The organism is Propioniciclava sp., from assembly GCF_036744435.1.
Lineage (GTDB): Bacteria > Actinomycetota > Actinomycetes > Propionibacteriales > Propionibacteriaceae > Propioniciclava.
In genome coordinates, this window is sequence record NZ_DAIOIA010000145.1 from 1 (window position 1) to 6,948 (window position 6,948).

Here is a 6,948-nt window from a genome sequence, read left to right on the forward strand (position 1 = left end):
CCGACATCACCGGCCTGTCCGGCAGCTACATGGTGGTGGCGTTCGTGCTGCAGGGGATGTGGCTCAGCTGGGGGTTGGCGGCAGGCGACATCTCGATCCAGATCTGCGCGTCCGCCGTCGGCCTGCTGGCCGGAATCAACCTGGTGTTGTGGCTGGCCCGCGTGCGCGGGGTGTCCTTCGCCTCGGCTCCCGTGCCGGTCCCCGAGGACGCGGTCGTCTGATCCCGCCTCGCGGAAGCCGCCCGCGACAGGTCAGCTAGCACTGTATGGTCAGCGCATGCTGACCCTTGCCACCCGCCTTGAGGTGATGAACCGCCTCGGCCGGGCGATGGCCGACCCGACGCGCGCGCGGATCCTGCTGGAGCTGATGTCCGCCCCCGGCTACCCGGCGCGGCTTGCCGCGTCCTTGTCGCTGACGCGGACGAACGTGTCGAACCACCTCGCCTGCCTGCGCGGCTGCGGGCTCGTGGTCGCCACCCCAGAAGGACGCCAGACCCGCTGCGAGATCGCCGACCCCCACCTGGCGCGCGCCCTCGAACTCCTGGTGGACGCAGTGATCGCCTACGACGACGGCGTCCCGTGCCTCGGCGAGGGCCGCGACGTCCAGCCGTGCTGCGGCGCCTCCGTGGAGGCCGACCGGTGAGCGACGACTGCTGCGCGTGCGAGGCGACCGGCGCACCCGGACCAGATGAGGACGCCGAGAGCCGACCCGTCTGGTGGCGCGACCCCGCCCTACTCCCCTCGGTGGTGGCGGGGGTGTTCCTGCTGGCCGGGTACGGCGCACAGTGGGCGGGTCTCGAGGTCGCCTCGTGGGTCCTGCTGGGGATCGCGCTGCTGGTGGGGGCATCGACGTTCGTGCCCGGCGCGCTCCGGAGACTCGCGAAGAGGCGCCTGGGCATCGGCCTGCTCATGACGATCGCCGCGGTTGGGGCGGTCGCGTTGGGCCACGTCGGGGAGGCGGCGACGCTGGCCTTCCTGTTCTCCCTGGCCGAAGCGCTCGAAGACCGCGCCATGGACCGCGCCAAGGAGGGGCTGCGCGCGCTGCTCTCCCTGCTGCCCGACACGGTCCGGGTGCTCCGCGGATCCGGGGAGGTGGCCCTGCCCGCGTCCGAAGTACAGGTCGGCGACCTGCTGATCGTCGGCGCGGGGGACCGGGTGGCCACCGACGGCGTCGTGACCGAGGGACGCTCCGGCCTGGACACCTCCGCCGTGACCGGGGAATCGATCCCCGTCGAGGTGGGGCCTGGGGACGCGGTGGCCGCAGGGTCGGTGAACGGCGCCGGCACCCTGCTGATCGCCGCGACGGCCCAAGGCAGCGACAACTCCCTCACCCAGATCGTCGCCCTCGTCGAGCAGGCCCACGCCCGCAAGGGCGAACGCGCCCGGCTCGCCGACCGGATCGCCCGCCCGCTGGTGCCGCTGGTGCTGATCGCGGCCGCGCTGGTGGCGCTGTACGGGGTGCTCGTCGGCGACCCCGGCACGTGGATCGAACGCGCGCTGGTCGTCTTGGTGGCCGCCTCGCCGTGCGCGCTCGCGATCGCCGTCCCGGTGACCGTCATCAGCGCCATCGGGGCCGCGTCCAAGTTCGGCGTCGTCATCAAGTCCGGGCAGGCGTTCGAGGAGCTGGGCACCATCGGCACGGTCGCCCTGGACAAAACCGGGACGCTGACCCGCAACGAGCCCAGCGTCGTCGACGTGGTGCCCCGCGACGGCGTCCGGCGCGAGGACGTGCTGGGATGGGCGGCCGCCGTCGAGGCGACGAGCAGCCACCCCCTGGCCGCCGCGCTCACCGCGGCCGCTCCCGGCACGCGCCCCGCCGCGGGGGTCGTCGAGGACGCCGGGCGCGGCATCTCCGGGAGCGTCGCGGGCGCGGCGATCCGGGTCGGCAGCGTCCGCTGGGTCGATCCCGGCGCACTGCGCGGCTCCGCCGACGCGATGGCTGCCCAGGGCATGACCGTGGTGGTCGTCGAGGCGGACGGCGTCGTCGCCGGGCTGATCGGCGTCCGGGACGAGCTGCGCTCCGAGGCGGCCGAAACCGTCCGGCTGCTGCACGCGCAGGGCATCGACACCGTGATGCTGACCGGAGACCACGACGCCACCGCCCGGGCTTTGGCCGCCCAGGCGGGCATCGACGACGTGCGCGCCGAACAGTTGCCCGCCGACAAGGCTGCGGTGATCCGCGAGCTGGTCGCCCGGCGTCCCACCGCGATGGTCGGGGACGGCATCAACGACGCCCCCGCGCTGGCCAGTGCCACGGTCGGGGTCGCGATGGGGCTGACGGGTTCGGCGGCGGCGATCGAATCCGCCGACGTCGCCTTCACCGGACGCGACCTGCGGCTGCTGCCCGGGGCACTGGCGCACGCCCGCCGCGGCCGCCGCATCATGACCGCCAACGTCGGGCTGGCGCTGGCCGTCATCATCGGCCTGTTCCCGCTCGCGCTGTTCGGCGTCCTGGGCCTGGCCAGCGTGGTGCTGATCCACGAGGTCGCGGAGATCGCCATCATCCTCAACGGCGTCCGGGCCGCACGCCCGGTCGGGCTGCGTTCTGAGGTCGGCGCTGCGGAGCTGCAGCCAGCTCGGGCCAGCTGACGGGCACGCTGAGGCATCCTGACGCAGGAGACAAGCGCTCGGCGAGGCTCGGGGCAGCCGCGGCAGCACACTCTCCGGGCGGCGACTTGAAACGGACCCTACGTCGTAGTTCTCACTGGAGCTATGAAGCTGATCCCGTTCGCCTACCTGGCGTCCTACCTGCTGTCGCTGCTGGGCAACTCGCTGGCCGGGATCGCCCTGCCGCTGATCGTGCTGCAGGTCACCGGCAGCGCCCTGGGCGCCGGGGCGGTGGCGGCGGCGACGGCCGTCCCCGCCGTGTTCGCGGGCCTGCTCATGGGGGTGGTGATCGACCGGATCAACCGCCGCACCTCCTCCGTGGTCACCGACCTCATCTCGGCGGGCGCCGTGGCGGCGCTGCCGCTGATCGACGTCGTCTCCGGGCTGAACCTGGGCTGGTTCATCCTGTTCGGGGTGCTCGGCTCGCTCGGGGACGTGCCCGGCATGACGGCCCGGGACGCGCTGCTTCCCGCCATCGTGCGCCATGGCGGGATCTCCTCGGAGCGGCTGATGGGGCTGCGGGAGGGGCTGGGCGCGATCGCCCTGCTGATCGGTCCCGCGCTGGCCGGGACGCTCATGGTGGTGTTCTCCGGCTCCACCGTCTTGTGGATCACGGCCGCGACCTCGCTGGCGGCCGCCCTCATCACCCTGCTCATTCCCCGCGAGGTCGGCGACATCGAGGCGACCCGACCGGACGCCGCGGCGTCGAGCGGCTGGGTGCAACTGCGCGACGGCTGGCGGGTGCTGTTCGGCAACCCGTTCCTGCTGGTCACCACCACCCTCAGCGTCATCTCGGTACTCGTGCTGGCCGCGCTGCAGGCGCTCATCCTGCCCGTGTACTTCACCGGCGAGGGCCAGCCCGGGATGCTCGGCTTCGTCCTCACCGCCCTGGCGGCGGGCATGCTCGTCGGCGTGACGCTGTACGCCCTCGCCGGGACGCGCGGACGCCGCCGCGGCTGGTTCCTGTGGGGGATGATCGGCACGACGGTCGGGCTCGGCGTCCTCGCGTCGCTGGCGTCGGTGTGGATCGTGTTCGCCGGGGCGTTCCTGGTCGGCCTGGCCAGCGGGCTGTTCAGCAGCCTGATCGGGGTGCTGATGATCGAGCGGATCCCCGAGGAGATGCGCGGCAGGATCATGGGGACGCAGAACGCCATCACGACCGCCGCACCGCCGCTGGGCATCGTCGCCGCCGCCGTGCTCACCGAGTTCGCCGGGGTGGGCGTGGCCGCCGCCGTCGTGACGTCGGTGTGGCTGGTCGCCCTCGCGCTGGGGGTGTGGGCGCCCTCCCTGCGTACCCTGGAGCGTGAGCCCGCGCAGGGCGACGAGGCGAGCGTGAGGGTGGCCGATGCGTAGTGGCGAGGTGGCCCGGCTCGCCGGGGTCAGCGTCCGGACGCTGCGGCACTACCACCAGATCGGCGTCCTGCCCGAGCCGCACCGTCGCGGCGGCGGATACCGCGACTACGACGTCCACGACCTGATCCGGCTGCTGCGCATCCGCCGACTAGCGTCGCTCGGGATCCCGCTGGAACGCATCCCGGCCCTGCTGGACGAGGACCAGGATGCCGGGGACGTGCTCGCCGAACTCGACGGCGAACTGGCCGACCAGATCGCGCGGCTCACCCGCCAGCGCGAGGTCATCGCCGGGCTGCGCGCCCACGGCACCGCCCCCGACCTGCCACCGGAGTTGGCGCCCTTCCTGGCGCTGTTCGCGGCGTCGGGGTCCACGGCGGACCTGTCGCGCATCGACCGCGACCAGTCGATCCTCCTGGCCCACCTGTACGGGGAGGAGGGAATGCCGTGGCTCACCCGGTTCTACGCCCGGCTGTCCGCCCCCGACCTGCTGGCGGCTGGCACCGACCTGGCCGAGCGCTTCGAGGCGCTGGGTGACGCCCCGCTCGCCGCGCCGAGGGACGCCACCCCCGCAGCGCAGCAGGCGGAGATCGACGCGCTGGTGGAGGCGTTCATGACCCGCTTCGCCCCAGTCTTGGAGGAGTTCTTCGCGGCCGAGCCCGAGCCGCAGCTCGGCGACGGGGCGAGCATGTTCACCGCCTACGAGGCGGACTCCCTCAGCGATGCCCAGCGCGAGGTCCTCGCCAGGGTCGGGCGCCGCCTCGACGAGAGCACCTGAGGGGCTTGCTCTGCCCGCGTGGATCGGGCAGTATGGCTGCATGGTTCATTACTTGACTAATGAACCCCCGAACCAGGACGGGGGCGCCGAGCAGCCACTGTTCCTGCGGGTGGCCGCCGCCGTCGAGAACGACATCATCGCGGGCACCCTGGCCGAGGGGGAGCGCGTGCCCTCCACGAACGAGATCGCAGCCTTTGCACGCATCAACCCGGCGACCGCCCTCAAAGGCATCGCCCAGCTCGTCGCCGACGGCATCGTGGAGAAGCGCCGCGGCGTCGGCATGTTCGTCACGCCCGGCGCCCGGGCGGCCCTGCTGGCGCGACGCCGAGCCGAGTTCGCCGACCGCTACCTCACCCCGGCCCTGGACGAGGCCCGCCGCCTCGGCCTCGACCACGCCGACGTCATCGCCCTCATCGCCGCAAAGGACCAGCCATGACCCCGCCCGCCGTGACGCTCGACGGGGTCGGGGTGCGCCTCGGCCGCACCCACGCCCTCACCGACCTCACCCTGAGCCTCCCCGCTAACGCCGTCGTCGGACTCCTGGGACGCAACGGCGCGGGCAAGTCGACGCTGCTGCGCGTCCTCGCCGGACGCCTCCCCACCCACACCGGGACGGCCACCGTCGCGGGCGTCGAGGTGTCGCGGCTGGGACGCCACCCCGGCCTGGTGCATCTGTCCACCGGACGCTGGCCCGGGGCCTTCGGGGCCACGGTCGCGACGCTGGCCCGCGACCTGGCCCGCGTCCAGGCGCACTTCGACCTGGACCGCGCCCACGCACTCCTGACCCGCTTCGGGATCGCGCCCGGCACGCCGCTGCGTCACCTGAGCGGCGGCGAGCAGTCGGCGGCATCGGCCTGCCTGGCGCTGGCCAGCCGCGCCCCGGTCACGCTGCTGGACGAACCCGACACCGGCGTCGACGTGCCGCGCCGCACCCTGCTCACCGAGGCGATCATCGAGGAGCAGGAGTACCAACCACGCACCTGGGTGTTCTCCACGCACGTCATCGATGAGCGGGCCCCGCTGTTCGACGAGGTGGTCGTCCTGGCGTCCGGACGCCTCGTCGCCGCGGGCACGGCCGACGAGGTGACCGCCGCCTGGGTGCGCCTGGAAGGCGATTTCGACGCGCTGGTCGCAATGCCGCACCTGGGGCCCGTCGATCGGATGGGCGGACGCTCCAGCGCCGTGGTGGCCGCGGACGCGGTCCCCCCCGGGTCTCACCGCCAGGTCCACGCGTTGAGCCTCGGCACCGTCGTCACAGCGCTCACCGACACCCATTGGGAGGGACGATGACCACCTCGACTGCCCCCGCGGTCAGCCCGGCCGCGCCGTCGTTCACCACCCTGGGGGCCGCCCTGGCGGCGGTGGCCGGACGCCTCGGCTGGCGGCTGTGGTGGCCGCTGATGGCGTGGATCGTCGCGGCCGTCGTGGCGCGCCTGGGCCAGTGGGCGAACCCCGCCGAGCGAACGCCGGTCGACACGTCCGCTGCGGGCGTGCTGGTACTGGCGGGGCTGGTCGCGCTCCCGACGTTGTGGTGGGGCGGGGCGCGCTACGCGCTGCTGCTGGGGCACGACCGGCGCGTCACCTTCGGGGCGGCCACGACCCTGAGTCTCGGCATTCCGTTCGTGCAGCACGCGATCTGCCTGCTCGCGGGGATCGCCGAACGCGGGATCGTCGGGCCGACCGGGGCGCGCGTCCTCGCGGTCGAGACGTCCGACAAGTTCGGGACCGGCGCGTTCTTCGGGTCGGGGACGTGGGTGCTGCTCGCGGTGTACCTGCTCCCCGTGATCGCCGGTGTGGTGCTGCTGGTGGTGGCGCTGATGCGCTGGAACGCGCGTGGACTGCTGGCGGTGCCGCTCATGCTGCTGGCCCTCACGTTCATCGTTGCGGTGCTGGGGGTGGTCGGGGGGTCGGGCCCGGTGGGCGACGCGATCAGCGGGGCCCTGTGGGTGCTGTGCTGGGCGTCACCCCTGGTCGCGGCCTGGTTGGCGTTCCGCAAGGCCGCGATCTGACGGCTGGTCGTCGGTCTCGGGCGAGGTGAGGATGCCCCGAGGCGACTGCGTCGACGCGACGAGGCAACCTCTAGGCCCTCACCTGGTGAGGGGCCACAATGGGAGCACTGCTCCGCGCCGACACCGTTGGTCACGTACGCGGAGCCACCACGACACCGACGCCGGGGGCGTCGCATGACAGGAGGGGCGTGAGCGTAGCCGTCAG

At 73.3% G+C, this 6,948-nt stretch carries 8 protein-coding genes; all 8 read left to right on the forward strand.

What is annotated here, in order from left to right:
- A partial coding sequence (locus V7E09_RS13750) for a hypothetical protein (RefSeq protein ID WP_324523555.1) occupies positions 1-221 on the forward strand: 221 nt, incomplete at its 5' end.
- 55 nt (positions 222-276) lie between these two features.
- Entirely contained in the window at positions 277-642 is a 366-nt protein-coding gene (gene cmtR, locus V7E09_RS13755) for a Cd(II)/Pb(II)-sensing metalloregulatory transcriptional regulator CmtR (RefSeq protein WP_324523556.1), read from the forward strand.
- On the forward strand, positions 639-2,588 hold the full coding sequence (locus tag V7E09_RS13760; protein ID WP_324511535.1) for a heavy metal translocating P-type ATPase: 1,950 nt from the start codon (positions 639-641) through the stop codon (positions 2,586-2,588). The genes cmtR and V7E09_RS13760 overlap by 4 nt, the downstream gene beginning before the upstream one ends.
- Positions 2,589-2,711: 123 nt before the next feature.
- On the forward strand, positions 2,712-3,959 hold the full coding sequence (locus V7E09_RS13765) for an MFS transporter (RefSeq protein ID WP_324511536.1): 1,248 nt from the start codon (positions 2,712-2,714) through the stop codon (positions 3,957-3,959).
- A complete protein-coding gene (locus V7E09_RS13770; RefSeq protein WP_324511537.1) occupies positions 3,952-4,734 on the forward strand; it encodes a MerR family transcriptional regulator in 783 nt (260 codons plus the stop codon). Before V7E09_RS13765 ends, V7E09_RS13770 begins: the two co-directional genes overlap by 8 nt.
- Positions 4,735-4,774: 40 nt before the next feature.
- Positions 4,775-5,170: a GntR family transcriptional regulator gene (locus V7E09_RS13775; RefSeq protein WP_324511538.1), complete on the forward strand. Its 396-nt coding sequence runs from the start codon at positions 4,775-4,777 to the stop codon at positions 5,168-5,170.
- Positions 5,167-6,024, forward strand: a complete 858-nt coding sequence (locus tag V7E09_RS13780; RefSeq protein ID WP_324511539.1) for an ATP-binding cassette domain-containing protein — start codon at positions 5,167-5,169, stop codon at positions 6,022-6,024. The genes V7E09_RS13775 and V7E09_RS13780 overlap by 4 nt, the downstream gene beginning before the upstream one ends.
- Positions 6,021-6,743, forward strand: a complete 723-nt coding sequence (locus tag V7E09_RS13785) for a hypothetical protein (protein ID WP_324523557.1) — start codon at positions 6,021-6,023, stop codon at positions 6,741-6,743. The genes V7E09_RS13780 and V7E09_RS13785 overlap by 4 nt, the downstream gene beginning before the upstream one ends.
- Positions 6,744-6,948 lie beyond the last annotated feature (205 nt).